Origin of the sequence: Billgrantia pellis (assembly GCF_008297955.1) — a bacterium.
GTDB lineage: Bacteria > Pseudomonadota > Gammaproteobacteria > Pseudomonadales > Halomonadaceae > Halomonas > Halomonas pellis.
Window position 1 is genome coordinate 755,076 of the sequence record NZ_VTPY01000003.1, and the last position, 26,142, is coordinate 781,217.

Sequence of the window (26,142 nt, forward strand, 5' to 3'; positions counted from 1 at the left end):
CTACAGAGAGCGGCGCAGCTCGGCCAACACCGGCTCGGTATCGGGGCGCTTGCCGCGCCACTGGAAGAAGGATTCGGCGGCCTGCTCCACCAGCATGCCCAGGCCGTCGACAGTGCGGGCATCGCGAGCCTCGGCCCAACGCAGAAAAACGGTGGGTTCGGCGCCATACATCATGTCGTAGGCGGTGGTGCCGGTCGCGAAGAGGTCGTCGGGCAGCGGCGGCAGATCGCCGGCCAGGCTAGCACTGGTGCCGTTGATCACCAGATCGAAGAGGCCTGACACCTCGTCAAAGCCACCGCCCCGGACTTCGCCCAGGTCGGTGAAATCCCGCGCCAGCGCCGCGGCCTTGGCCGCGGTTCGGTTGGCGATCCGCACGCGCAGCGGCCCCGCCGCCAGCAGCGGTTCCAGCACGCCACGCACCGCCCCACCGGCTCCCAGCACCAGGATACGAGCACCGGCCAGATTCACTCCGTGGCGTGCCAGGTCGCGCACCAGACCGACACCGTCGGTGGTATCGCCGTAGGTGAGACCGTTCTTGCCCAGCAACAGCGTGTTCACCGCGCCGGCCCGCTGGGCGCGCTGGCTCAGGGTATCGCAGAGGCGGAAGGCCTCCTCCTTGAACGGCACGGTAACGTTGGCCCCCTGCCCGCCTTCGGCCATGAACCGGTGCCAGGCGCCGGTAAAGTCGTCAAGTGACGCCGCGATGGCGGTATACTCGATGGCCTCGCCCGTCTGCGCAGCGAAGGCGGCGTGGATCGCCGGCGACTTCGAGTGCGAGATGGGGTTGCCAAAGACGCAGTAACGGTCAGTCATATAGGGTCTCCTCCTCCTACACGGGAAAGCGCCTGAAACGTCATCGAGCGACATGAAGCGCAAGGCACCCGTAGCGCAGCAACCGGAGCCCATGGGGTATAGGTGGGATTGCGACGGCCCGACGCTTCGGCACCGCGTAACGCAGCGATTCGGTCGCACCGGGGCTTAGTCAGCGCTGTCCCCCAGCCAGTCGCGGGGGCGCAGATACTCCCGATACAGCACCTCTTCGGCGCTGCCCGGTTCGGGCGTCCAGCCATACTCCCAGCGCGCCAATGGCGGCATCGACATCAGGATCGACTCGGTGCGCCCACCACTCTGCAAGCCGAACAGGGTGCCACGGTCCCACACCAGATTGAACTCCACATAGCGCCCACGGCGGTAGAGCTGGAACTCGCGCTCGCGTTCGCCCCAGGGCGTGTCGCGACGACGCCGGACGATGGGCAGGTAGGCCTCGAGGAAGGCGTCGCCCACGGCGCGCTGAAAGGCGAAGCTGGCTTCGAAGTCCCATTCATTGAAGTCGTCGAAAAACAGACCGCCGACGCCGCGGGTCTCGTCGCGATGCCTGAGATAGAAATACTCGTCGCACCACCCCTTGAAGCGAGGGTAGACCTCGCAGCCGAAGGGTGCGCAGGCATCGCGGGCAACCCGATGCCAGTGCAGCACGTCCTCGTGCACGGGATAGTAGGGGGTCAGGTCGAAGCCGCCGCCGAACCACCACACCGGAGGCTCGCCCTCCTTCTCGGCGATGAAGAAGCGTACGTTGCCATGGCTGGTGGGCACGTGCGGGTTCTCCGGATGCAACACCCAGGAAACCCCGACCGCATGAAAGCCACGCCCGGCGAGCTGGGGCCGGGCGGCGGTGGCCGACGGCGGCAGCCGGTCGCCGTGGACGTGTGAGAAGTTGACGCCGCCCTTCTCGAACACCCGGCCCCGCTCGATCACCCGTGAGCGACCGCCGCCGCCCGCCTCGCGCTGCCAGGTCTCCTCGCGAAAGTCGGCACCGCCGTCCTCGGCGGCAAGCCCTTGGCAGAGCCGGTCCTGCAGGTTGAGCAGATAGGATTTCACCTCATCGAGGTTGGCATGCGACATGGGGCCTCCCGATGAATCGCTATGACCGTGCCGGCGTCAGGCGCGCAGCACCTGGCCGGTACGCAGGTTGCGGATGGTGCTGGGACGCCCGAGCCCGCCCAGTTCGCCCTGGACGATGGCATCGAGCTCCCCACCGAAGATCGCGCGCACTTCGTCGACGTTCATCGCCGGGGGCTCACTGGCCCTGTTGGCCGAGGTCGACACCAGCGGCCCGCCGAAGGCACGGCACAGCGCCGCCACGCCGGAATGGGCGCTGACCCGCAGGGCCACGCTGTCGTGAGCGCCGCGCACCAGCGGGTGGGTACGGCCATTGTCCGGCACCAACCAGGTGGTAGGCCCCGGCCAACTCGACACCAGTGGCGCGTGCAGCTCCGGTGCCAGGCGCTCGAGCCAGGGCGCGAACTGGTCGATGGATGCCGCCACCAGGATCAACCCTTTGGCGGGATCGCGTGCCTTGAGCCGTAGCAGACGCGCCACGGCCTCGTCGTTATCGGGGTCGCAGCCCAGCCCCCATACCGCCTCGGTGGGGTAGGCGATCACCCCGCCGCCGCGCAGTGCGGCAACAGCGACTTCGAGCGAATGAGCCTCGATCATGGTTTTCCTCGGAACGGGCTGAGAGTGGGCCTCATGCTATCACGCCCGGATGTCATCCGGCAGGCGCACCCAGCCGCCGGGCGCCTGGGCGGCGCGCCCCTCGAGTTCCAGCTCGAGCAGGCGCCGCTGGCATTCGGGCACGGCCAGGCCGGTCAGCGAGACCAGCGCATCGAGCGGCGAGGGAGCATCGCTGAGCCAACGCAACAGAGGGTCGCCCCTGTCGCCGGCGCTCGGCGCGGGAGCAGGCGTGGTCAGCGCGGGCGAGGCAGCCCAGTGCGTCAGTTCCTGGAGGATGTCATCGACATGGCGCACCAGCACCGCCCCCTGGCGGATCAACTGCAGGCAGCCGCGCGCCTGGGGATTGTGGATCGAGCCGGGCAGGGCGAAGACTTCGCGATTCTGTTCCATGGCCAACCGCGCGCTGACCAGCGAACCGCTCTTTTCCGCGGCCTCCACCACCAGCACGCCCAGCGAGAGCCCGGTGACGATGCGGTTGCGGCGCGGAAAGAAGCCCGGCCTCGCCCGCGTGCCGGGCGGATGCTCGGCGAGAATCAGTCCGCCCCGGTCGAGCAATTGGTGGTAGAGACGCGCATGGCGCGGCGGATAAATGACATCGACGCCGCAACCAAGTACCGCCACGCTGCGACCGCCGGCGTCGATGGCGGCCTGTTGGGTGGCGCCGTCGACCCCCAGCGCCAGACCGCTCACCACGCACCAATCGCGAACGGCCAGTTCGCGACCGAAGGCAGCGGCATTGGCTAGCCCTTCGCGGGTCGGCCGGCGCGAGCCGACGATGGCCAGGGCCGGAGACTGCAGCGCGGCGAGGTCGCCCAGGGCCCACAGCAGCGGCGGCGGGTCGGCGATCTGTTCAAGCAGGGCCGGCCAGGCCGAGTGTCCCGGATGCAGCAGGTGTCGTGCCGGTGCGGCATCCCGCCACGCCATCCCGGCCTCCACGATCGGCGTCAGCGGCGAGCGCGCGGGGTGGTCGAGCCACAGACGCAGCGCCGTGGCCGCCTGGCGGGACAGGCGCGACAGCCAGCCTTCCGGCCATTCGGGCGCGGCGACAACCAGCTCGGCCAGTCGCGTGGCCCCCATGCCCGGCAGGTGGTATAGCGCAAGCCAGTCGCGTGTCGTTGGCACCCTTGCCTCGCCATTCACCGCTGCGCCACTCCCACCCCACGCCGGGGATTGCCCACGCGGTCGCCGACTTCGAGAGTGCGGGTGGCGCGCATCACCAGGCCATAACTCATCTTTTCATAGGGGCGGAATACCAGGATCAGGCCGGCATCGGTACCCGGAAGGCGCAGGGTCTCGCCGGTGCGTGGGTCGATCACCCGCTCGCCCTGTTGCTCGACCTGGAGCACGTGGCCCGGTTCGAGTCCATCGCGCCGCCCACGATCCAGCGCCACCACCTGCAGCCGACCGATGAAGCGCACCCCACCGGGCACGGCCATGATGCTGCCGTCGATCTCGCTGTCGGGGGCACGGGGCACGAATTCGTCGGCCAGCTCGCGCTCCTCCAGCGGCAGGACGATATCGTCATTGCGCACCTCCTGGCTGGCGGAGAGCACCCCCAGCACCGCAATGTCGCCCTCGCTGCGCTCGACCCTAGCCTGGCCGATGCTGAAAAGCTCAAGGCCCAGCGTTTCGCCACTGGCGGCATCGGTATAAGAGTCGCCGACGCGATAGATACCGTATCGCGGTCCGCGTTCCAGACCACCGCGGGCATAGAGGCGATCGCCGGCACCGCTGATGATGCGGCGATCGTTACCGGCCACCACATAGGCCAACTCGCCAAGCGACTCGGGATCGTCGGCCACGCGATGGTCACGCAAGAAATGGCGTACCGTCTCGAGGGGAATCGGCTCGATCGCCTCGCGCACCGGAATGCGGCGCACCTCGGGCGACAACCGCACCACGCCCTGGCCCCGCTCCAAGCCGAGACAGGCGCGGCCGCCGCAATCGTAGAGGTAGATCACGTCACCGGGATAGATCAAGTGGGGGTTGCGAATCTGCGGATTGACCTGCCACACCGCCGGCCACTGCCATGGATGGCGCAGGAAGCGCCCCGAGATGTCCCACAGAGTGTCGCCACGCACCACGGTGTAGCGGTCGGGGGCGTCCTTGCGCAGCCCCTGCTCCCAGGCGAGCCCCTGCGCTGGCACCTGAATGCTCGTCAGCAGCAGGGCAAGGCCGGCGCCGCACACGAGGCTTCTCATCAGCGCACCGAACCGCACCCGCCGCTTCGCTCCTTCGCCCATCCCGTCGTTCCCGTACCTTCGATGCACCCCGCTCCCCCGTCCGCCGGGAACGTATGCGTCATGTGATAGTCTGATGTTATCGATTCGATTGCGATCCAGCGGTTCCCCCCTGGCTCGCCGCCCCCTAGAATAGGGGCAATCCCAAGATTGCAGCATAACGGTGGTTCCAACGCCATGGCCAAATTGACCATCCTCGAATTTCCCGACGAGCGGCTGCGCACCAAGGCAGCGCCGGTCGAGACGGTTGACGACGAGGTGCGCCGGCTGGTCGACGATATGCTCGACACCATGTACGACGCTTCCGGCATCGGGCTGGCCGCCACCCAAGTGGATGTGCATCGCCGGGTGATCGTGATGGACGTCAGCGACGACCGAGCCAACCCGCTGGTGCTGATCAACCCCGAGGTCACGCCGATCGGCGACGAGCGCGAGCTGCTCTCCGAGGGCTGCCTGTCGATTCCCGAGTACTATGCCGAGGTACCCCGGGCGCTGAAGGTGCACCTCAAGGCGCTCGATCGCGACGGCAAACCCTACGAGCTGGAGGCCGACGGCCTTCTCGCCCACTGCATTCAGCATGAGTGCGATCACCTCGAAGGCGTGCTGTTCGTCGATTACCTGTCGCCGCTCAAGCGCGACCGGGTACTGAAGAAAATGCAGAAACGCCACAAGTTGATGCAGACTGCCTGATTTGCGCACCGTATCGCACCGAAGGCTGACGTGATCCACGTCAGCCTTCGTCGTTTACGGCCGCCTCCGTTATGATGAGGTGACATCGCTTACTGGCAAGGCCCGACACATGTCTCGACCCCTGCGCGTCATCTTCGCCGGCACGCCCGATTTCGCCGCTTTCAGCCTGGCTGCACTGCTGGAGAGCCGGCACCGGGTCGTGGCCGTCTACACCCAACCCGACCGCCCGGCCGGCCGCGGCCGCAAGTTGACCGCCAGCCCGGTGAAATCGCTCGCCCTGGAACACGCGCTGCCTGTCCATCAGCCCGAAAGCCTCAAGTCGCCCCAGGCCCAGGCCGAGCTTGCCGCACTTGAAGCCGACATCATGGTCGTGGTCGCCTACGGCCTCATCCTGCCGCAGGCCGTGCTCGACATCCCACCGCTGGGGTGCCTCAACGTCCACGCCTCGCTGTTGCCGCGCTGGCGCGGCGCGGCGCCGATTCAGCGCGCCATCGAGGCGGGCGACAGCGAAAGCGGCGTGACCATCATGCAAATGGATGTCGGTCTCGATACCGGCGCCATGCTGCTCACGCGCCGCACACCGATCACGCCGACCACCACCGGCGGCGAACTCCACGACACACTGGCCAGTCTCGGCGGCGAGGCGATCGTCGCGGCACTGGATGCGCTGACCGGCGAAGGCCTGACGGCCACGCCCCAGCCCGAGGAGGGCGTGACCTACGCCGCCAAACTCTCGAAGACCGAAGCCGAGCTCGACTTCATGCGCTCCGCGACAGAACTCGCCGCCAAGGTCCGTGCCTTCAATCCCTGGCCGGTGGCCTGGTGCGCCTGCGGCGAGGAGCGCCTGCGCCTGCTGCTGGCCGAGGCCGCCGCTCGCCGCGCCGACGAGGCATCCGCCGCTCCCGGCACCCTGCTCGATCCCGATCCCGACGCCCTGCGCATCGCCTGCGGCTCCCGCGGCGACGAGGTGCTGCGCGTGACTCGCGCCCAGCTGCCCGGCGGCAAACCGCTCTCCGCACGCGACCTGCTCAACGCCCGCAGCGAACGCCTGCGCCCCGGCCGCATTCTGGGCCCAGCGACCGAGGAGAGCGCCTGATGCATCGTTCCACTCCCTCTACCCGTTCCGGCAGCGCGATCCAGGACGGCGGCCAGGCGGTGCGCGCCAGCGCCGCCCGCGCCCTGGTACCGGTGATCACCGCCAAAGGCTCGCTGAACGAACTCGACGACCATCAAGTGGTGATACGTGACCGGGCGCTGTTCAAGGCGATGTGCTACGGCGTGTGCCGCACCCTGCCACGCCTCGAAGCGCTGGCCACCAAGCTGCTCAAGACGCCATTCAAGACGCGCGATGCCGACGTTCAGGCGCTGCTGCTGCTGGGTATCTACCAGCTACTTTACCTGCGCATCCCGGCTCACGCCGCCGTGGGCGAGACCGCGGGAGCTGCGCGTTATCTGGGCAAGGAGTGGGCGACCCGGGTGCTCAACGGCTGCCTGCGCAGGCTCACCCGGGAATCCGCGGCCCTGCAGGCCGAAGTCGACCAGGATCCGGCCGTGGCGCTGCTGCACCCGCGCTGGCTTCTCAAGGCCCTGCGACAGGCCTGGCCCCTCGACTGGCGCGCCATCGCCGAGGCCAATAACGAACCGGGCCCCATGACGCTGCGCATCAATCGCCGCCGCGGGGACCGCGAAGCCTATCTGGCCAAGCTGCTGGTCTGCGGCATCGAGGCTCGGCTGTGCACCCATTCTCCCGACGGACTGGTGCTGGACAAGCCCTGCGACGTTCAGGCCCTGCCCGATTTCGCCGATGGCGATGTCAGTGTGCAGGACGAAGCCGCCCAGCTCGCCGCCGAGCTGCTCGGGCCGGCGCTGGCGCCACGCCCCGGCGGGCGTGTGCTGGACGCCTGCTGTGCCCCTGGGGGCAAGACCGCTCACCTGCTCGAACTGTTCGACATCGAGCTGCTGGCGCTCGACAGCGACGCCATGCGTCTGGCCCGGGTCGAGGAGACGCTGGAGCGCCTCGGCCTGTCCGCCACCCTGGTGCATGCCGACGCCACCCAGCGCGACTGGTGGGACAAGACGCCGTTCGATGCGATCCTGCTCGACGCGCCCTGCTCGGGCACCGGCGTGATTCGCCGCCATCCCGATATCAAACGCCTGCGACGTCCCGCCGATGTCACCAAGCTGGCCGAGCTGCAGGCGCGCCTGCTCGACAACCTCTGGCCGCTGCTGCGTTCGGGCGGCTCGCTGCTCTACGCCACTTGCTCGGTGCTGCGCGAAGAGAACGACGAACAGATTCGCGCTTTCCTCGCGCGCACGCCGGACGCCATGGTCACCACGCCGCAGGAGGTCAGTTGGGGCCGCCCGGCAGGCGCGGGTCGCCAGCTGCTGCCCGAACCGGGCGGCCATGACGGCTTCTTTTATGCCAGACTGAAAAAGCGGGATGGCAACGATCCCGCCAACGATCACATGAGCAAGGAGCACCCATGAGCGATCACGTCTACAAGCATATCGAGTTGACCGGCTCCTCGGAGAAGAGCATCGAGGACGCCATTCAGCGGGCCCTCGACAAGGCCTCCCAGTCGCTGCACGGCATGCGCTGGTTCGAGGTCGTGGATACCCGCGGGCACATCGAGAACGGCCGGGTCGGCCATTGGCAGGTCACGCTCAAGGTCGGCTTCACGCTGGATTGAGCGGTGGACGGACACTCGGCCCCTGTTACCCACCCTACGGCTGGTTTATGCTAGCTGCTGATGCTGCGGCGCCATATCGGCGTCGCAGAGTCGTTTCACGGACCCCACAGCATGAAGATCATCATTCTGGGCGCCGGACAGGTCGGCGGCACGCTGGCCGAGCACCTGGCCCGCGAAGAGAACGACATCACGGTCGTCGATACTGACGGTGAGCGCCTGCGCGAGCTGCATACCCGGCTCGATATCCGCACCGTGGCGGGGCCGGCCTCCTATCCGGTCGTGCTGCGCCAGGCGGGCTGCGAGGACGCCGACATGCTGATCGCGGTGACCAGCGCCGACGAAGTCAACATGATCGCCTGTCAGGTCGCCCACACGCTGTTCCGGACACCCACCAAGATCGCCCGGGTGCGAGCCACCGCCTACCTGACCCGCAAGGGGCTGTTCGCCCACGAGGCGGTGCCGATCGACGTATTGATCAGCCCCGAACAGGTAGTCACCGACCATATCCGCCGGCTGATCGAACACCCCGGCGCCCTGCAGGTGCTCGAGTTCGCCGGCGGCCTGGTGCAGCTGGTGGCGGTCAAGGCCTACTACGGCGGTCCCCTGGTAGGCCAGGATCTGGGCTTCCTGCGCCGTCATATGCCCAGCGTCGATACCCGTGTAGCAGCCATCTATCGGCGCAACCGACCGATCATTCCCCGCGGCGACACCGTGATCGAGGCCGATGACGAGGTGTTCTTCATCGCCGCGCGGCGCGACATCCGGGCAGTGATGAGCGAACTGCGTCGGGTGGATCGCGATTTCCGCCGGGTGATGATCGCCGGTGGCGGCAACATCGGCGAACGCCTCGCCGAGCACCTCGAGCATAGCCATCAGGTCAAGATCGTCGAGCACAACCTGGAGCGCTGCACGGTGCTCTCCGAGCGTCTCGATCGCACCGTGGTGCTCCACGGGAGTGCCACCAACAAGCGCCTGTTGGAAGAGGAGAACATCGAGGACTGCGACATCTTCTGTGCGCTGACCAACGACGACGAGGTCAACATCATGTCGTCGATGCTGGCCAAGCGCATGGGCGCCAAGAAGGTGCTGACGCTGATCAACAACGCCGCCTACGTCGACCTGGTGCAAGGCGGCGAGATCGACATTGCCATCTCACCGCAGCAGGCCACCATCGGCAGCCTGCTGACCCACGTGCGCCGCGGCGACATCGTCAACGTCCATTCGCTGCGCCGCGGCGCCGCCGAGGCGATCGAGGCGATCGCCCATGGCGATACCCAATCCTCCAAGGTGGTAGGACGCGCCATCGGCGACATCGATCTGCCCAAGGGCACCACTATCGGCGCTCTGGTACGCGGCAAGGAAGTCTTGATCGCCCATGACGACGTCATCGTCGAATCAGGCGACCACTTGATCCTGTTCGTGATCGACAAGCGCCGTATCCGCGATGTCGAGCGCCTTTTCCAGGTCGGCCTGACGTTCTTCTGATGACCGGTATCAGCGCACTACGCGACGCAAGGAGCGCCGCTCGATGAGTCTGCGTGTCATTCTGCGCATCCTGGGTCTGTTGCTGATGATGTTCAGCCTGACCATGATGCCGCCGATCCTGATCTCGCTGCTGTTCGGCGACGGTGAGTGGAGCGCCTTCGTCATCGCTATCGCCATCACCGTGTTCACCGGTCTGGTGATCTACCTGCCCAACCGACAGGCTCGCAAGGAGCTGCGTACCCGCGACGGCTTCCTGATCGCGGCGCTGTTCTGGAGCGTGCTGGGGCTGTTCGGCTCACTGCCGCTGATGCTGGCCGGCGAAGACTCCCTGGCCTTCACCGACGCGGTCTTCGAGTCGTTCTCGGGCCTGACCACGACCGGCGCCACCGTGGTGACCGGCATCCAGCTTCTGCCCGAGTCGGTGCTCTACTATCGTCAGCAGCTCCAGTGGCTCGGCGGCATGGGGATCGTGGTGCTGGCGGTGGCAATCCTGCCGACCCTCGGGGTGGGTGGCATGGCGCTCTATCGCACCGAGATTCCGGGGCCGCTGAAAGACTCCAAACTCACCCCGCGCATCACCGAGACGGCCAAGGCCCTGTGGTACATCTACGCGGCGCTGACCCTGACCTGCTTCCTGGCCTACATGGCAGCCGGCATGAACTGGTTCGACGCCTTGGGGCACAGCTTCTCGACCGTAGCCATCGGCGGCTTTTCCACCTACGACACCAGCATCGGCCATTTCGACAGCGCCGTGATCGAGCTGATCTGCGTCGCCTTCCTGATCGTCTCGGCGATGAGCTTCAGCCTGCACTTCCTGGCCTGGCGCGGGCGCCAGCTCCGTCACTACCTGCAGGACCCCGAGGCCCGCTTCCTGCTGCTGTTCCTTTCGGGATTGAGTGTGATCGCCGTAGTGTCGCTGTGGCTGACGGGTATCTACGAAACCGAATATGGCTTGCGCCATGGCCTGTTCCAGGCAGTCTCGATCGCCACCACCGCCGGCTTCACCGTGGCCGATTTCTCGGTCTGGCCCGGGGCGCTGCCCTTCCTGCTGTTCGTGGCCGCCTTCGTCGGCGGTTGCTCCGGATCCACCGGCGGTGGCATGAAGGTGATTCGCATCGTCCTGATTCTCAAGCAGGGCATGCGCGAGGTGATGCGCTTGATCCACCCCAACGCGATCATCGCCGTCAAGGTGGGCAAGGTAAGCGTACCCGACGGTATCGCCCAGGCAGTATGGGGGTTCTTCTCGGCGTACCTGCTACTGTTCTTCCTGATGTTGGTGGGCGTGATGGCAACCGGCGTCGATCAGATCACCGCCTGGTCCACCGTGGCTTCGTGCCTCAACAATCTCGGCCCGGCGCTGGGCGAGGCGGCCGCCCACTACGCCGATCTTCCCGCGCTAGCAAAATGGATCCTGGTCGTGGCCATGCTGCTGGGCCGCCTGGAGATCTTTACCGTACTGGTGCTCTTTACCCCCGCCTTCTGGCGAAAGTGACACGCCACCGTCGCCGGGTTTGGTGCACCGCCCGGCTTCGTGGATAATCGGCTCTTCATCCCCTTGCGACCCGAGCGTTCATGACCGACTCCCAGGACTCCATGACCGAGCCGCGCCAGGACGGCGCCCTCAGCGGCCCCCAGCAAGTCGTCGAAGTGGGCGAGACCCGCTACACCCTGCTGGGTACCGCCCACGTCTCGGCCGAAAGCGCCGCAGACGTTCGCCGCCTGATTCGCTCCGGCGAGTTCGACGCGGTGGCCATCGAGCTGTGCGACGCACGCCACCAGAACCTCAGCAATCCGGATGCCCTGGGCCAACAGGACCTGTTCGAGATCTTCCGTCAGGGCAAGGCCGGCATGGTGGCCGCCAACCTGGCGCTGGGGGCGTTCCAGCAACGCGTCGCCGAGCAATCGGGCATCGAGCCCGGCGCCGAGATGCGCGCCGCCCTGGAGGAAACGCGCCGTCGCGAACTGCCGCTGCTGCTGATCGACCGCGACGTGGGAGTCACGCTCAAGCGCATTTATCGCAACGTGCCGTGGTGGCAGCGCATGTCGCTGTTCACCGGCCTGCTCGGCAGCGTCATGTCGCGCCAGGAGATCAAGCCCGAGGAGATCGAGCGGCTCAAAGAGGGTGACGTGCTGGAGTCGACTTTCAGCGAATTCGCCGCCGAGTCCGAGGCGCTCTACGCGCCGCTCATCACCGAGCGGGATCGCTACATGGTGCTGCGTCTGGCGGAGCAGGCGCCGCCGGGGCGCTATCGCAGCGTGCTGGTAGTGATCGGCGCCGGCCACATGAAGGGCATGGTCGAGCATTTCAGCGCACCGCTGCCTGCAGAACCCGAGCAGGAGCGGCAGGCGCTGGAGCATACGCCGCCACCCTCCAAGCTGTGGCGCGCGCTGCCCTGGCTGATCACCGCCCTGGTGATCACCGGCTTTGCAATCGGCTTTTCGCGCAACAGCGAGCTCGGCTGGCAGCTGGTCGCGGAGTGGTTTTTGATCAATGGCGTGCTTTCGGGGGTGGCCACCCTGGCGGCCCTGGCGCACCCGGTCACCGTGGTGGCCACGATGTTCGCCGCCCCGCTCACTTCGCTCAACCCCACCATCGGGGCCGGTTTCATTGCCGCCGGGGTCGAACTCTGGCTGCGCAAGCCGAAAGTTCGCGACTTCTCGACCCTGCGCCACGACGTCACCGAACTCAAGGGCTGGTGGCGCAACCGGGTATCGCGCACCTTGCTGGTATTCCTCTTCGCCACCCTGGGATCCGCCGCCGGCACCTGGATCGCCGGCTTCCGCATCGCCGGGGCACTGCTGGGGAGCGGAGGCTAGCCGCCCCCTTCCTCGCCGCGTTCTACCGCATAGCTGGCCCGGCGCTCTTCCGAGTCGCTCCGTTCAGCGCGGGAGAACGCTTCGATGATTTGAGCCACTACCTTGCGTTCCTCCACCGGCAGGGCCAGATAGCGCCGCAGCACACGGCGCTCTTCAGCGCTGATCGGCATTTCCCAAACACCGCGCGTCTCGCCTATCCGACGCTTGCCGTCATCACCGAAGCGCAACGCCTGCGGCTCGACTCCCAGCCATTCAGCCAGCACCTGTAACTTTTCCTGCTGAGGCAGGGTCTCGCCGCAAAGCCAACGCCGTACGCCCTGCAGCGTGACGGGCTTGCCCCAATAGCGCAGGTTGAATTCCCGCTCCAGCACGGCTGGCCGCGGCTCGTAGCCGGCAGCGCGCATGGCGGCGGCTAGCCGTTCGGCAAACGCGATTTTTTCATTCATCGACCCAATGTGCCGCGCGAGCCAATCCCGCAGTTAAACCGCGGTTGCTTTCCTGTGACAACAAATGGTTTACTTTTGTCACGTCAGGGTACTCTCTGGGCCATGCCGACCGTCCGGCTGTCATGGCACGCAACAGAAGGGACGGCAGCCAATCCTGGCTGTCGTACGCACAACAGGAAATCCCATGCCGGACTCGCTTGATAGGGAACTCAATGCGAGCGTCTGCCCAACGGTGCCGGCCACCAGCGCCTCGGTGCAGCCGCATGGCTGTCTCATTGCTTTCGACAACGACTGGCAGGGCGTGTGCCTGGCCAGCAGCAACCTATCCCGTTTCTTCGGGCTATCGCCCGCCGAAGCGCTCGGACATCCCCCCGAACAGGTACTGGGCGCCGATACCGTGACGGCCCTGGCACGAGCGTTTGCCAGGGGGGCGCCCGGTATCACGATCCCTTCCGGGCTCAGGGACGGCACCACGCAGCAGCTCTATCTCTCCCTCCACGCGACAGGACGTCATGTGATTCTCGAAATCGAACCGCAGCAGGAGGAGCCAGACCAAGACCTGCCGGGGATGGGCTACACATGGGGCATGCGCATCGCCCGTGCCAGCAACACAAGCGAGCTCTACGCCCAGCTCATGCAGGCATTCTACGTCCTGACCGGCTTCGAATCCTGCACCCTGCTCGGCCAGGACTACGACGGGCACGACCTGCGTCTGGAGCAACAGGGCTTTCCCATCGACCCCTTTCCCTGCACCGTGAATCGCAGCGCCCGCGTACCGCTCATGCTGGTTGACGGCCAGGCGAAGCCAGCCGAGCTGTTCGGATCGCCGGGCCCGCTTCCCGACCTGTCCGGCTGCCCGTTATGCCTGCCGTCGCCGAAGCTACGCGATTGGCTGAGCGGCCGGCAGGCTCGCGCAGCGCTCATTCTCGACTTGTACGAGGCCACCCCGGGCCGCAGCCTGGTAATATGTCGGGATCGCCAGCCGCGCCATCTCGCACCGCCTCTGCGATACCTGCTGCTTCAGCTCATTCAGACGGCTGCGCTACGCCGGGCATTGCTTCACGAAAAGCAGCAAACCCTGCACCGTTACCGCCTGCTGCATGAACGCAACACCAGGCTCCAGCGGCTCGCCTATATCGACCCCCTGACACAAGTGGCCAATCGTCATCGCATCGAGCAAGTACTCGAAGCCGAGCTGGCGGTGGCCAGTCGGCATGGCAGTCCCCTGGCGGTGCTGCTGTTCGATGTCGATCACTTCAAGCCGATCAATGATACCTATGGTCATGACGTAGGCGACAAGGTGCTGCATCGGGTGGCCCAGCAGGTTCAATCGCATCTACGCGATACGGACCACCTTGGGCGCTGGGGCGGCGAAGAGTTCATCGCCGTGGTGCCCGGCTGCGATCTGTCCCAGGCTCAGGGGCTGGCCTGGCGCATGTGTCGAGCCCTTGCCCAATGCCATATCGATCCCGTGGGACAAGTCACCGCCAGCTTCGGTGTCGCTGCCTGCCAGCCCGACGACAGTGGCAGGCAACTGGTGCGGCGTGCCGACCTGGCCATGTATCGGGCCAAGCGTGCGGGGCGTGCCTGCGTGCGGCTGCAGGACGGCGAGGCCTGAGACGTTCAGCCGACGCTCCGCGCCAATAGCCGCTGCATTGCCGGTGTCGGCGCCTCGAGCTTCTCGTAGCGGCGGCTGGCGGCGTAGCTCACGTTGAAGGCGTCGAAGTAGTCGTCGAGCACCTGCGCCGCGTGGGTATCGCCGCTTTGACGCAGCAGCTCGGCGGCGACCTCCGCGGTGCAAAGATGCGCCTGTGAGGCGGGCTTGCGCAGACGGTAACGAGTCTGCCGCATGGTGGCCAGCGGCAGCACTGGCAACCCGTCGAGATAGGGGCTCTTGCGGAAGATGCGCCGCGCCTGTCGCCAGGTGCCGTCGAGCACGATGAAGACCGGCACTTTGCCTGCTCCCTTTGCGGCCTCGACCGCCGAGATACCTACCACACGATCGGCATAGCCGGGCTGGTCGTCGGGAAAGATCACGAAGGGCGCGAAGCGCGGGTCGTCGAGCAGGCCCAACAATCGCTCATCGGGTGCCGTGCGATACCAGGTGAATATCTCGGTGTGGGGCAGCACGTCACCGATCAAGCGTCCGGTATTGGTGGGCTTGTGATGTTCGAGAGGATGCGTGATCAGCCAAACACGGGCCGTGCTCTCGGCATGCGCCTGGTAGGGACAGAGGCAGTTGAGCACCGGCAGACGGCATCCGGCACAACGCTCGGTGAAACTGCCGCGCGCCTTGAATTCCCGCCTTGGCGGGCGCGGATGCCCCGTGGCGGGGTCTCGATCGGTGAACGTCTCCGGCATAGTTTGCCATGCTGCCTGTGGTGAGCGGGGCGGCATTCTAGCACGCCATGCCACTCAGCCAAGCAATGCCTCCGGCACCCATAACCGTCCTTCGCGCCGCCAGTGCCGCGCCAGGTCCGGCACGCCCTTCCCGGCCGGCTGGCTGATGCGCGTCACGCCCGGCGGCGCCAGCGCCTCCGCCTCGGGATCGACCAGGATGCTGGGCGCGTCCAACGGCACGTAATCGAGCAGCGAGGCGGCCGGCATGACGGCGAGCGAGGTGCCCACTACCAGCAGCAGGTCCGCCTCGGCGACGATATCGCAGGCCTCGGCAAAGTGCGGCACGCTCTCGCCGAACCACACCACGTCGGGACGCAGCTGGCCCCCCTTGTCGCAGACGTCGCCCAGTTCGATGCCGCCGCGGGGCAGCGGATAGCGCAAGCGCGTGTCCACCGTGGAGCGCGCCTGGAGGATTTCACCATGCAGATGCAGCACGTTGCGCGAGCCGGCGCGCTCGTGCAGATCGTCGATGTTCTGGGTGATGACGCTGATGCGAAAGCCCTGGTGCTCCAAGGCCGCCAGCGCCTTATGGGCGGCGTTGGGCCGCGCCCGGCGTACCTGTTCACGGCGTCGATTGTAGAACTGCAGCACCCGCTCGGGGTCGCGCCGCCAGGCGTGTGGTGTTGCCACCTCCTCGATGGGGTGTTCGGCCCATAGGCCATCTCTGGCGCGGAAGGTCTGGATGCCGCTCTCGGCGCTGATGCCCGAGCCGGTAAAGACCACCAGATGGGGGCGCCTGTCGTCTGCCATATGCCTCCTTACGTCCTCGCATTGCGACCGGCGCTAATAGACCAGACCGTTCTCCTCGCCGGCACTGAAGCGCTGCTTGTTGCGGTAGGGATAGACGTCGATCACCCGTCCGTCGACGATGGCCTGCTGCAGCCCCTTCCAGTAATCAGCGTCGAACAGCTCGGGATGCAGCTCGTAGAAGAGCTTGCGCCGCTTGGTATCGGCGAACAGAAAGGGCCCGAATTCCTCGGGGAAAATATCATTGGGGCCCACCGAGTACCAAGGCTCGCTCGAGAGTTCCTGCTCAGGATACATCGGCTCGGGGATATGGCGGAAATGGCATTCGGTGAGGTAGCACACCTCGTCATAATCGTAGAAGATCACCCGCCCGTGGCGGGTGACGCCGAAGTTCTTCAGCAGCATGTCGCCGGGAAAGATGTTGGCCGCCGCCATCTGCTTGATGGCGTTGCCATAATCTTTCAGCACCGCGCGGGTCTCGGCGGCGCCGCACTGCTCCAGGTAGAGATTGAGCGGGGTCATCATGCGTTCGGTGTAGCAGTGCTTGATAATCACCTTGTCGCCCCGCAGTTGCACCGTGGAAGGGGCCACTTCCAGCAGATGCTCAAGGCACTCGGGCGCGAAATGATCCTTGCGCGCGATGAAGTTGGAGAATTCCTGGGTGTCGGCCATGCGCCCGACCCGGTCGTGGCGCTTCACCAGCCGGTACTTCTCGCGCACGGTATCGTGACTCATCTCCTTGGAAGGATCGAAGCGGTCCTTGATGATCTTGAACACGGTGCGAAACGACGGCAGCACGAACACCGCCATGACCATGCCGCGCACGCCGGGAGCGATGATGAATTGATCCTCGCGCTTGGCCACCTGGCGATTGAGGGCGCGGAAGAACTCGGTCTTGCCGTGCTTGAAGAAACCGATGGCGGAATAGAGCTCACCCGCCGGCTTGTCGGGCATGAGCTGCTGCAGGTAATCGACGAACTCTCCGGGAACCTGCACCTCGACCTGGAAGTAGGCCCGCGTGAAGGAAAAGATGATCGACACTTCGTCCGACTCGATCAGCACGGTGTCGAGATGCAGCCCCTCGCCCTGGTCGTGCAGGATCGGCAGCACCAGCGGCACTTGGGCGCCATCGCCGCGAACCCGCCCCACCAGATAGGCCCCCTTGTTGCGATAGAACACGCTCTTGAGCAACTCGATCTCGGCATCCGGCGCGTCGAGGATCGTCTGGGGAAGATGACCGTTCAGGAAGTCGCCGCCCAGGCGCACATCCCTCTCCAGCTCCTCGAAGGGCGTCTCGAACGGCGCTTCGGCCAGCGCCCAGCGAATCGCCTCGTTCCAGTCGCCCTTGACGCGTCGCCGGCGGCAGGGCTCCAGCCCCGAGTGATGGGCCGCAGCGTTTCGCGAACTGTAGACGAACATCCAGTCGTTGCGAATGTGGCGATGGTGAAAGATCGAGCAGAACAGCGAGTTGAAATAGGTCTCGGCGAGCTCGTAGTCGAGCCGCTCACTGATCAGTTCGGCGTAGTGGTTGCGTGCCTCTCGCCAGCACTCGCAGTGGGTCAGATCGTCATCGTCCAAGGCTCGCCTCAGCCGCCCCAAGGTCTCGCCGACCTTCTCCTCATAGAGGTTGATGCGCTCGGCCGAGGCCTGCTGGGCCTCGCGCCAGGCAGCATCGCGGAAGCGCCGGCTGGCATCGGCGGTGATCTCCTTGAACCGGGTACGGTATTCGTCGAAGCCATGCAGGATGGTAGCGGCGAGGCGATAGGCGGGCGAATGCTTCATGGCGGACTCCGGGCAGCGTAGATTCCCAGCTTCGCCAATTCTCGCCGACCGTGCGAGCCGACCATGGTGGAGCGTGCTGTAGTGGCACGACACGACGGCGGCCGCTTCGTCGTCATGAGACCATCACAGGGTTGCCGTCGATCTGTCACATGGGCTTGGCAGGGTAATAGCGCATCCAGAGCCATACGCCTCAACCACTTCCATAAGGTCCGTCATGCTGCGTTTCCTGCTCCCCCTGGCCGCCGCCGTCGCCATGGCCGGCGCTACTCAGACCCAGGCCGCTGAGTCCTGTCCCACCACCCTGCGCTTCGCCGATACCGGCATCGAAGGTACCGAAGAACTTCAGCGCGCCTACCAGGAGTTCGTCGACGCGGTGGAGTCACGCCTCGGCGTGGCAGTCGAGTTCTTCCCGGTGGGCAACCGCACCACCGCCATCAACGCCCTGCGCTTCGAGCAGGTGGATATCGTGCTGGCCGGTCCCTCCGAGTACGTGCTGATGGCCGAGCGGGTGGATGGCGTGAAGCCCATCACTGCCATCGTGCGACCCGAGTATTACTCGGTTTTCATCGCCTCCACCGACAGCGGCATCGAGAGCCTGGAAGACCTGCGTGGCAAGCATGTTGCCATGAAGGACCACGGCTCCACCACCGGCCACATCATGCCGAGCTACATGCTCCACCAGGCGGGCCTGGACATCGATCGCGACCTGAAGATCTCGCTGCTCGATGGCGCCCGCATGCAAGCCCTGGCTTCGGGCGAGGTGGATGCGGTGGGCACAGGTGTGCGCGACTTCGCCCCCTTCGTCACCCAGCACGGAGAGGAGAACTATCGCATCATCGCCCGCGGCCAGGACATGCCCGGCGATCCCCTGGTGGCCGGCTCGCATCTCACCGCCGACTGCGTGGCAGAGATCCGCGAGGCCTTCCTGGCCGATCCGGACGGTCTGCTGCAGGCGATCCTGGCCCCCGGCGAGCGTGACAAGTACCTCGGCGCCGAGATGGTGCGAGTGAATGATTCCGAGTACGACGTGGTACGCGACTCCTACGCCCTGCTCGGCCTTTTCGACTGAAGGTTTGCCATGCAACTGACCATCCAGGACTTGGCGAAGGTCTATCCCGACGGCACACAAGCCCTCGGCGGCCTCTCCTTCTCGGTGACCCCGGGCGAGGGAGTGGTGATTCTCGGCCACAACGGCTGCGGCAAGTCGACGCTGATGAAGTGCCTCACAGGCTTGGAGCGCCCCACCTCGGGGCGCCTGGTAATGGATGGCGTCGACCTGAACCGCGCCACACGCCGCGAACTGCGGCCGCTACGTCAACGCATCGGCTGCGTCTTCCAAAAGTTCAATCTGGTCGGCAACGTCTCAGTGCTGCAAAACGTGCTGTTCGGTCTGATGGGACGCCGCGGCCTCCTGGCCAGCCACGCCCTCACCGCCAGCCGCGAGTCCCGCCTGGCGGCCATGGACGCTCTCGACCGGGTAGGCCTCGCCCATGTGGCGGCGCGTCGCACCGACACCCTTTCCGGCGGCCAGCAGCAGCGCGTGGCCATCGCCCGCATGCTAATGCAGGACGCCGAGATCGTACTGGCCGACGAGCCGGTGGCCAGCCTCGATCCCAGAGCCGGACAGGAGGTCATGGAGCTGCTGTGGTCGGTCGTGCGTGAGCGCGGCATGACGGTGCTCTGCGTGCTGCATCAAATCGAGCTGGCCCGGGCATTCGGCGAGCGGCTGATCGGGCTCAAGGCAGGCTCCCTCGCCTTCGACCGCCCGACCGATGCCATCAGTGATGCCGATATCACGGCGCTCTACCACATCGACACGCCCCAGGAAGCTGACTCAGATGAGCGAGTTGTCTCACCGCTACAGCACGCCGCCCAGGCTTGAGCGCCCCTCCCCCATCGCCTTCATCCTGCTGCTGGTGTTTGCCGCCTTCTTCATCAGCGGCTTCACCCGTGCCAACATTCACCCCGACCGGCTACTGAACGGTGTCATTCACCTCGGCACTTTCTTCGGTGAAGCGATGCCACCGAACTTTGATCGCTGGGATGTGATCGCCATCGCCATGCTGGAGACCTTCCAGATGGCTATCGTCGGCGTGGTGTTCGGGGTGATCCTGAGCCTGCCCATGGCCCTGCTGTGCGCGCGCAATACCAGCCCGCACCCGCTGGTCCGGGGGGTCGCTCGTCACATCGTCGCCACCCTGCGAACCGTGCCGGACCTCGTATGGGCACTGATCTTCGTGGTCGCGGTGGGTCTCGGGCCGCTGGCCGGCATCCTCGCCATCATCATGGATACCATCGGCTTCTGCGCACGCTTCTTCTCGGAGCGCATCGAGGAGGTAGACCCCGGCCCCGGCCAGGCGCTAGCCGCCACCGGCGCCTCGCGCAGCGGGGTGGTATGCGGCGCCATCCTGCCCGAATGCGCGCCCTCCTTCGTGGCCACCAGCCTGTTCTCGGTGGAAAAGGCCGTGCGCAGCGCCGTGGTGCTGGGCCTGGTCGGTGCCGGCGGCATCGGCGTGGAGCTCTCCGCCGCCATGAATCTGTTCCGTTACGACCAGGCACTCACCGTGATTCTCGCCATACTGATGGTGGTGATCGGCGTCGAGCAAGTCAGCGCCTGGATTCGCAAGCGGGTGATCTGAACGGGTTTCTCATGCAAAAAGGCACCGCGTCATGTCCACTCATGCGCTCAAGATCGATCGCCTGTACAAACGCTTCGGTGAGACCGTGGCCCTCGACGGTATCGATCTCGCCCTGGCCCGTGGCCAGGTGCTGGCCCTGCTGGGCCCTTCCGGCTGCGGCAAGACCACCCTGCTGCGCTGCATTGCCGGCCTGGCCGAGGGCGATGCCGGCGAGATTCACCTCGACGGACAATGCGTCGCCGCCCCCGGCCGCCATCTGAGTCCCGATGATCGCCGCCTGGGCATGGTCTTTCAGGACTATGCTCTCTGGCCTCACATGAGCGTCTACCAGAACGTGGCCTTCCCCCTGGAAATGCAGGGCGTGAAGCCCAACGCTCGGCGCCCCCAGGTGGAGTGGGCGCTCTCGCTAGTGGGACTTGCCGACTACGCCGCACGCGCCCCCGGCGCCCTCTCAGGCGGCCAGCAGCAGCGGGTCGCTCTGGCCCGGGCCATCGTCGGCAAGCCACGGCTGCTGCTGATGGATGAGCCCCTCTCCAACCTCGACAAGGGCCTACGCGAGACTCTGGCCCTAGAGATCCGTGGCCTGGTCGAGAAGCTTAACTTGACCGCGGTGTTCGTCACCCATGACCAGCACGAGGCCTTCGCCCTGGCCGACCGGATCGCCGTGCTGCAGCAGGGTCGGCTACAGCAGATCGACTCTCCGGAGGCGCTCTTTCACACCCCGGCCACACCGGGCATCGCCGACTTCATGGACGCCGGCACCCTGCTCGACGGCCGCCTCGACGACCGGGGTCTGGCGATCGCCGATGCTTGCCTGCCGCTGGTTGCCGCCTGCGGTCACAGCGGCGAGGTTCGCCTGCTGCTGCCGCGCCGGGCCCTGCGACTCTGCGCTCCCGACGACGGCCTGCTGCGAGCACGCATCACCGGCCGCCTGTTCCAGGGGGAGCACCTGTCGCTCCAGCTCAGCTTGGCCGATGGCCGCCTTCTCAAGCTACACGCTCCTCATGCGCCGGAGCGCGGCTGCCTGGTGGGTATCGACATCGACATCGGTGCGCTGCGCGCTTGGAACGCCGAGGCGCGGCTGCTCGATATGATACCCCGCGCTGACGTGTCCGCCGCCACCAGCGGCTGACCCACCCTAGCCCTTCCATACCCATGACCGGGAGTTTGCCATGCAAGTCTTGAAACCCCTTGCCCTCGGCGTCAGCCTGTTCGCTCTGCCAGGCCTGGCCACCGCGAGCGCGCTCACCGTCTACTCCGCCGGCCCAGGCGCACTGATCGAAAACCTCGCCGCCGATTTCACCCAGGTAACCGGCATCGAGGTCAACGTCTTCCAGAGCACGACCGGCCAGGTAATGGCCCGCCTGGAGTCCGAGCGGGCCAACCCGCTGGCCGACGTGGTGATCTCCGCCTCTTGGGAGAGCGCCGTGTCGCTGCATGATCAGGGCCTGTTGCACGAGTACCGCTCACCCAACGCCGCGACGGTGCCCGATTTCCTCAAGAGCGATCACTATGTGGCCCAAGGCGTCTCGGCCCTGGCCTTGGTGTGGAATCGCGACAGCGACGTCTCCCAGCCGGCCGACTGGAGCGACCTCACCGATGCGGCCTACCGCAACCAGGTCACCATGCCCGACCCGGCCCAGTCCGGCGCTGCCTTCGAACTGCTGACAGGCCTGCTCACCGCCAAGGGCGAGGACGCCACCTGGTCACTGATCGATGCCCTGATAGAGAACGACATGATCGTGCCCGGCCCCAACGCCCGCGCGCTGAACCCAGTGCTGCAAGGTGCCAAATCGGTAGTCTTCGGTGCGGTGGACTATATCTCCCTGGGCCAACAGGCCGAGGGCGAGGCCATCGAGGTCATTTTCCCCGAGAGCGGTACCGTGATCGCGCCGCGGCCGATGATGATCCTCGCCTCCACCAACATGCCCAGCGAGGCCGAACAGTTCATCGACTTCGTGCTTTCCGAGCAGGGCCAGGCGCGGGTCGCCGAGCGCTACTTGATGCCGTCACGCACCGATATCGAAGCGCTGCGCCCGACCCTCGAGGAGTTGACCCTGATCGAGGTGGATAGCGAGGCCATGAACGCCCAGCGCGAGGTCATCCTCGGCCGCTTCCGCGAGGCTACGGATCGCTGATGCTAACGCGCCTAATCCGAGACCTGCCCCAGGCAAACGGGGCGGGCATCGTCATGTTGCTGACGGGGGCTGCCCTACTTCTGCTGGTGGGGTTACCGCTGCTCTACGTGGTGCTGCAGGCAATTTTTCCCGGCTGGTCACGGGGCCAACTGACCGGCGCCTTCGGACTGTTCGTACCGCTGCTCTCCGACCCAGCGCTGCTGGGACTGCTCGGCAATACCCTGCGCTTGGGCATTGCCGTGGTGGTAGTCTGTGCCCTGCTGGCCATCCCGCTCGGTGCGCTGCGCGCCTTGACCCGGGTACCCGGCGGCATCGCCTGGGATGTGATCTTCCTGATCCCTTTCATGATTCCGCCTTATATCGCCGCGCTCTCCTGGATGCTGACGCTGCAGCCGCGGGGCTACGCCGAACAGCTCAGCGGGCTCTCCGCCAACGCTTTCCTCTTTTCTTTCCCGGGCATCGTCTTCGTGATGGTGCTCAACGTCTTCCCAGTGGTCTACTTCGCGGTGTCGCGCACCATGATGAGCGTCGGCGGGCGCTATGCCGCCGCCGCCCGGGTCAGCGGCGCTGGCGGCTGGCGCACCTTCTGGCGCATCACCCTGCCGCTCTCCACCCCCGGCATCGCCGCTAGCCTGCTGCTGGTTTTCGCCCTCACTACCGAGGAGTTCGGCACGCCTGCCACCCTGGGTGCGCAGGCGGGATATAAGGTACTGGTCACAGGTATCCACGAGCGCTTCGCCGACTGGCCAATCGATATTCCCGGTGCGGCGGTGCTGTCGCTCTTGCTGGTGATGCTGGCCATGGCAGCCTTCTACTTGCAGCATTGGCTGGTCACACGGCGCTCTTTCGTCAGCCAGACCGGCAAGCCGGCGCCGGTGGAGCGCACCGAACTCGGCCTTTGGCGCTGGCCGGTGCTGGGGCTCTTCGGCCTGGTGGCGATGGCCTCCGTCGCGGTGCCAATCCTCGCCGTGCTGGCCACCGCCTTCACCGGTACCCTTTCTGGCGGATTGACCCTGGAGAATCTCTCCCTGCGCCACTTCGAAGCGCTGCTGGCCAACCGCGGCGGCGCGCTACAAGCACTCTCCACCAGCCTGGGACTGGCCATCGGCGCCGCGCTGGTCACCGGTGTGCTGGGGGCCCTGGTGGGTTATCTGGTGGTGCGCGCCCACCTGCGAGGCAAAGGGCTACTCGACTTTCTCTCGCTCCTGCCGAACGCCATGCCCGGTATCGTGGTGGCGGTGGGACTGATCCTGGCCTGGAACCAGACCTGGTGGCCAATTCAGGTTTACAACACTGGCGCCATGCTGCTGCTCGCCTACGCCTGCCTGCTGCTACCCTACCCGGTGCGCTACGCCTCGGCGGCCTTCCGCCAAATGAACGAGAACCTGGAAGCCGCGGCGCGGGTCTGCGGCGCCGGCTTCTTCACCACCTTTCAGCGCATCCTACTGCCGACCCTGGCCCCGAGCTTGCTCGTCTCCATGCTACTGGTCTTCGCGATCGCCTCCCGGGAACTGGTGGCCTCGCTAATGGTGGCACCGGCCGGCATGCGCACGGTCTCGACCTTCGTGTTCGGCCAGTTCGAACAGGGCTCCCCCGGGATCGGCATGGCCATGAGCGCCGTAGCGGTGTTTACCACCACAGCGCTGCTGGTGGCCCTGGCGATGTTCAGCCGCAAGCGGCTGCCGATTGCCGGTTAGGTAACCCGTGTGCCCCCTTGTTAGCGCCCCTCTAAGGCAGAAACGCGAAATCCCTCGGTGTATCGGCCGTCATGCTTTCATCATCGCGCTGTCGTCTGGCCGTCATGCCAGACTGGCATCTTCGTTGCAAGGACCCATCGAAACGAGGATGCCATGCGAGTCTGTCTGGTCAGCGAAACCTGGTCACCCGATATCAACGGCGTCGCCCATACGCTCGACCAATTGAGCCGGGAACTGTCGGCGCGCGGCGTGGCGCTGCAGCTCGTCCGCCCCACGCCCGCCAGGACGGCGCCGACCGCAGCGCGCACTCCGAGCCTCCAGGCCGAGCTGCGCGTGCCCGGCTTCGCGATGCCCGGCTATCGCGAGGTGCGTATCGGCATGCCCGCTACGCGTCGCATCCAACGTTTATGGCACAGGCAGCGTCCCGACGTGATCTACATCGCGACCCAGGGGCCGCTGGGCTGGTCGGCACGGCGCGCGGCGCAACGTATGTCGATCCCGGTAGTGACCGGCTGGCATACCAACTTCGATCATTACTGCCGCGACTACGGCGTTCCTTGGCTGGCGCCAGCCCTGATGCGTGGTCTGCGACACTTCCACAACGGCTGCCGGACCACGCTGGTGCCCACCCGGCAGCAGGCGGCCGAGCTTTCACGCCAGGGTTTTCAGCGGCTCGAGGTGATGGGCCGCGGCATTGACCAGCAGCGGCTCGACCCTCGGCTTCGCAGTGCCGAGCTGCGCCGCAGTTGGGGAGTCGACGAGCATCGTCCGGTGGCGCTCCATGTCGGGCGGCTGGCGGCGGAGAAGAACCTCTCGCTGCTGCGCGAAACCCTGCACGCCATGCGCGACGCCAGGCCCGACATGGCCCAGGTGATTGTCGGTGATGGGCCGGCGCGTCGTACCTTGGAGAAGGCCCTGCCCGATGTGCACTTCACCGGTTTCATTTCGCCCCAAGCGCTGGCTCAGCACTATGCCAGCGCCGACCTGTTCGTCTTTCCCTCGCTTTCCGAAACCTGGGGCAACGTGGTACCGGAAGCCATGGCCAGCGGCCTTGCCGTGATCGCCTATCGCCATGCCGCCGCCGCCGAATTGATCGACAGCGGCGTCAACGGCGTGACCGTTCCTGCCGGGGATGCCGACGCCTTTCGTGAAGCCGCAGTCGCGCTATGCCAGCAGCCCGCCCGCTACGCCCAGATGGGCCGGGCCGCGCGTCAGCGTGCCCAGGCCTGCCGTTGGCCGGCCATCGCCGATACGTTCCTTTCCGTACTCGAACAGGCCCGGGAGGTGGATCATGCGTCCACGCGCACTTGTGGTATTTGATCGATTGGATCTGCTGGAGAGGCGATTGTGTCAACGCTTCGCCAATCTCAGCCTCTACTCGCCATGGCTGGCAACCCTTCGCCTGGCCAGCCGCCTGGGCGACTGGCCGGTGTGGGTACTGCTGATCGCCGCCCAGCCGCTGCTGCAGCCCGGCGCCGGCCTTGCCTACCTGGTGCAGTATGCCGTGACGGGGTTGGTCGCCATCGGCTTCTATCGCTTGATCAAGACCCGACTGTGTCGAGAGCGCCCTTTCATTACCTTCGGCAACCTCATCCAGTGCGGCGAGCCGGCCCGCGACCGTTATAGCTTTCCCAGCGGCCACACCATGCACGCCGTGATGTTTTGCGTGCTGACGGCGGCTCATGCGCCCTGGCTGCTGCCGCTGCTGGTACCGTTGGCCGCGCTTATCGCGCTCTCGCGGGTCGGCCTCGGGCTGCACTATGTCAGTGACGTCGCCGCCGGTGCCGCCATCGGTTACGCCTTCGGCCTGACCAGCCTTTACCTGGCGGGCTGACGGCGCCTTCATGGTGCCGTCAT

Annotated in this window: 25 protein-coding genes; 16 read left to right on the forward strand and 9 right to left on the reverse strand. The window is 66.2% G+C overall.

What is annotated here, in order from left to right; genetic code table 11:
- From aroE to F0A17_RS09400, 5 genes are all read right to left on the reverse strand, one after another.
- On the reverse strand, positions 1-813 hold the full coding sequence (gene aroE, locus F0A17_RS09380; RefSeq protein WP_149328058.1) for a shikimate dehydrogenase: 813 nt from the start codon (positions 811-813) through the stop codon (positions 1-3).
- A 165-nt stretch (positions 814-978) separates the two neighbouring features.
- Positions 979-1,902: an oxygen-dependent coproporphyrinogen oxidase gene (gene hemF, locus F0A17_RS09385; RefSeq protein WP_149328059.1), complete on the reverse strand. Its 924-nt coding sequence runs from the start codon at positions 1,900-1,902 to the stop codon at positions 979-981.
- Positions 1,903-1,938: 36 nt separating this feature from the next.
- Positions 1,939-2,496 (reverse strand): L-threonylcarbamoyladenylate synthase, encoded by a 558-nt coding sequence (locus F0A17_RS09390; RefSeq protein WP_149328060.1) that lies wholly within the window; start codon positions 2,494-2,496, stop codon positions 1,939-1,941.
- 39 nt (positions 2,497-2,535) lie between these two features.
- Positions 2,536-3,636, reverse strand: a complete 1,101-nt coding sequence (gene dprA / locus F0A17_RS09395) for a DNA-processing protein DprA (RefSeq protein WP_228716861.1) — start codon at positions 3,634-3,636, stop codon at positions 2,536-2,538.
- Between the two features lie 14 nt (positions 3,637-3,650).
- The gene (locus F0A17_RS09400; RefSeq protein ID WP_187774669.1) at positions 3,651-4,715 is read right to left on the reverse strand and encodes a LysM peptidoglycan-binding domain-containing protein; all 1,065 of its coding nucleotides are present in this window, start codon (positions 4,713-4,715) and stop codon (positions 3,651-3,653) included.
- Between the two features lie 216 nt (positions 4,716-4,931).
- Here F0A17_RS09400 and def point away from each other — a divergent pair, with 216 nt between their 5' ends.
- From def to F0A17_RS09435, 7 genes are all read left to right on the forward strand, one after another.
- Positions 4,932-5,444, forward strand: a complete 513-nt coding sequence (gene def / locus F0A17_RS09405) for a peptide deformylase (RefSeq protein ID WP_149328062.1) — start codon at positions 4,932-4,934, stop codon at positions 5,442-5,444.
- A 109-nt stretch (positions 5,445-5,553) separates the two neighbouring features.
- Positions 5,554-6,540: a methionyl-tRNA formyltransferase gene (gene fmt, locus F0A17_RS09410; RefSeq protein WP_149328063.1), complete on the forward strand. Its 987-nt coding sequence runs from the start codon at positions 5,554-5,556 to the stop codon at positions 6,538-6,540.
- Positions 6,540-7,931, forward strand: coding sequence for a 16S rRNA (cytosine(967)-C(5))-methyltransferase RsmB (gene rsmB / locus F0A17_RS09415; protein ID WP_149328064.1), 1,392 nt, complete (start codon positions 6,540-6,542; stop codon positions 7,929-7,931). The genes fmt and rsmB overlap by 1 nt, the downstream gene beginning before the upstream one ends.
- Positions 7,928-8,134 (forward strand): dodecin, encoded by a 207-nt coding sequence (locus F0A17_RS09420; RefSeq protein WP_149328065.1) that lies wholly within the window; start codon positions 7,928-7,930, stop codon positions 8,132-8,134. Before rsmB ends, F0A17_RS09420 begins: the two co-directional genes overlap by 4 nt.
- A 111-nt stretch (positions 8,135-8,245) precedes the next feature.
- Positions 8,246-9,619 carry a Trk system potassium transporter TrkA gene (gene trkA / locus F0A17_RS09425; RefSeq protein ID WP_149328066.1) on the forward strand — a complete coding sequence of 458 codons (1,374 nt, stop codon included), beginning with the start codon at positions 8,246-8,248 and terminating at the stop codon, positions 9,617-9,619.
- A 43-nt stretch (positions 9,620-9,662) separates the two neighbouring features.
- Positions 9,663-11,111, forward strand: coding sequence for a TrkH family potassium uptake protein (locus F0A17_RS09430; RefSeq protein ID WP_149328067.1), 1,449 nt, complete (start codon positions 9,663-9,665; stop codon positions 11,109-11,111).
- 80 nt (positions 11,112-11,191) lie between these two features.
- A complete protein-coding gene (locus tag F0A17_RS09435; RefSeq protein ID WP_149328068.1) occupies positions 11,192-12,436 on the forward strand; it encodes a TraB/GumN family protein in 1,245 nt (414 codons plus the stop codon).
- On the opposite strand, the gene F0A17_RS09440 is transcribed toward F0A17_RS09435, so the two are convergent.
- Positions 12,433-12,882: a transcriptional regulator gene (locus tag F0A17_RS09440; protein ID WP_149328069.1), complete on the reverse strand. Its 450-nt coding sequence runs from the start codon at positions 12,880-12,882 to the stop codon at positions 12,433-12,435. The two genes, F0A17_RS09435 and F0A17_RS09440, sit on opposite strands and share 4 nt — an antisense overlap.
- Positions 12,883-13,066: 184 nt before the next feature.
- On the opposite strand from F0A17_RS09440, the gene F0A17_RS09445 reads away from it, so the two are divergent.
- Entirely contained in the window at positions 13,067-14,500 is a 1,434-nt protein-coding gene (locus F0A17_RS09445) for a sensor domain-containing diguanylate cyclase (protein WP_187774670.1), read from the forward strand.
- 5 nt (positions 14,501-14,505) lie between these two features.
- Here the strand turns inward: F0A17_RS09445 and F0A17_RS09450 are convergent, their stop codons facing one another.
- The 3 genes from F0A17_RS09450 to aceK are packed head-to-tail and all read right to left on the reverse strand — an operon-like array spanning position 14,506 to position 17,811.
- On the reverse strand, positions 14,506-15,243 hold the full coding sequence (locus tag F0A17_RS09450; RefSeq protein WP_149328071.1) for a tRNA-uridine aminocarboxypropyltransferase: 738 nt from the start codon (positions 15,241-15,243) through the stop codon (positions 14,506-14,508).
- Positions 15,244-15,297: 54 nt separating this feature from the next.
- A complete protein-coding gene (locus tag F0A17_RS09455) occupies positions 15,298-16,032 on the reverse strand; it encodes an SIR2 family NAD-dependent protein deacylase (protein ID WP_149328072.1) in 735 nt (244 codons plus the stop codon).
- A 33-nt stretch (positions 16,033-16,065) separates the two neighbouring features.
- Positions 16,066-17,811 carry a bifunctional isocitrate dehydrogenase kinase/phosphatase gene (gene aceK / locus F0A17_RS09460; RefSeq protein WP_149328073.1) on the reverse strand — a complete coding sequence of 582 codons (1,746 nt, stop codon included), beginning with the start codon at positions 17,809-17,811 and terminating at the stop codon, positions 16,066-16,068.
- Positions 17,812-18,025: 214 nt separating this feature from the next.
- On the opposite strand from aceK, the gene phnD reads away from it, so the two are divergent.
- From phnD to F0A17_RS09500, 8 genes are all read left to right on the forward strand, one after another.
- Positions 18,026-18,880, forward strand: coding sequence for a phosphate/phosphite/phosphonate ABC transporter substrate-binding protein (gene phnD, locus F0A17_RS09465; protein ID WP_149328074.1), 855 nt, complete (start codon positions 18,026-18,028; stop codon positions 18,878-18,880).
- Between the two features lie 9 nt (positions 18,881-18,889).
- Positions 18,890-19,693 (forward strand): phosphonate ABC transporter ATP-binding protein, encoded by an 804-nt coding sequence (gene phnC, locus F0A17_RS09470; protein WP_149328075.1) that lies wholly within the window; start codon positions 18,890-18,892, stop codon positions 19,691-19,693.
- Positions 19,650-20,450, forward strand: a complete 801-nt coding sequence (phnE, locus tag F0A17_RS09475; RefSeq protein ID WP_149328076.1) for a phosphonate ABC transporter, permease protein PhnE — start codon at positions 19,650-19,652, stop codon at positions 20,448-20,450. Before phnC ends, phnE begins: the two co-directional genes overlap by 44 nt.
- 31 nt (positions 20,451-20,481) lie before the next feature.
- A complete protein-coding gene (locus F0A17_RS09480) occupies positions 20,482-21,582 on the forward strand; it encodes an ABC transporter ATP-binding protein (RefSeq protein ID WP_149328077.1) in 1,101 nt (366 codons plus the stop codon).
- A gap of 40 nt (positions 21,583-21,622) precedes the next feature.
- A complete protein-coding gene (locus F0A17_RS09485; protein ID WP_149328078.1) occupies positions 21,623-22,588 on the forward strand; it encodes an ABC transporter substrate-binding protein in 966 nt (321 codons plus the stop codon).
- On the forward strand, positions 22,588-24,285 hold the full coding sequence (locus tag F0A17_RS09490) for an ABC transporter permease (RefSeq protein WP_149328079.1): 1,698 nt from the start codon (positions 22,588-22,590) through the stop codon (positions 24,283-24,285). The genes F0A17_RS09485 and F0A17_RS09490 overlap by 1 nt, the downstream gene beginning before the upstream one ends.
- A gap of 153 nt (positions 24,286-24,438) precedes the next feature.
- Entirely contained in the window at positions 24,439-25,605 is a 1,167-nt protein-coding gene (locus tag F0A17_RS09495; RefSeq protein ID WP_149328080.1) for a glycosyltransferase family 4 protein, read from the forward strand.
- Positions 25,577-26,119: a phosphatase PAP2 family protein gene (locus F0A17_RS09500; RefSeq protein WP_149328081.1), complete on the forward strand. Its 543-nt coding sequence runs from the start codon at positions 25,577-25,579 to the stop codon at positions 26,117-26,119. Before F0A17_RS09495 ends, F0A17_RS09500 begins: the two co-directional genes overlap by 29 nt.
- The last annotated feature ends 23 nt before the right edge of the window (positions 26,120-26,142 follow it).